This window comes from Labrys sp. F242 (genome assembly GCF_057813875.1).
In genome coordinates this window covers 1-409 of record NZ_JBVASG010000022.1, presented here as the reverse complement: position 1 = coordinate 409, position 409 = coordinate 1, and the positions used below count along the sequence as shown (strand labels likewise).

The 409-nt window shown below is 57.2% G+C and carries 1 protein-coding gene; it reads right to left on the bottom strand.

Annotation, left to right across the window (positions count from 1 at the left end; genetic code table 11):
• Positions 1–123: 123 nt before the first annotated feature.
• Positions 124–409 (bottom strand): hypothetical protein (locus ACZYTC_RS34255; RefSeq protein ID WP_488991759.1); only part of this gene is annotated, 286 nt, incomplete at its 5' end.

Sequence of the window (409 nt, the reverse complement as noted above, 5' to 3'; positions counted from 1 at the left end):
ATGTCGTTCCTAGCGCAGCATATCGTGATTCTCGTGGCGTCTACTCGTCAAGAAAGGATTCTCGCCGGCAATCCGGTCGGGCCAGATTGCCGAGGCCGATGCGTTGTCTGACGGCTTCAACTTTCAGCGAAAGACGCAGTACAAGGGCACTTTCAGCGTGCTGGCGATAAAATGCAGGCAGTGATTTCGCATCACCTGCGCGTCGTCGTCGGCCATCTGGGCCCGAATGGCTGCAACCGCGGATTGGGCCACACGCTGCTTGAAATCCTGGTCGGCCTCTTCGAGTGCGCGGACCATTGCTCCCAGCAATGCGTACAGGCCCTCGATCTCGACCTGCAGCGTTTGCGCCTTTTGTTGCAGCGTGCTGAAGTCATCCACCATGGGATACCTCCCCTTTTTACCATTAGAC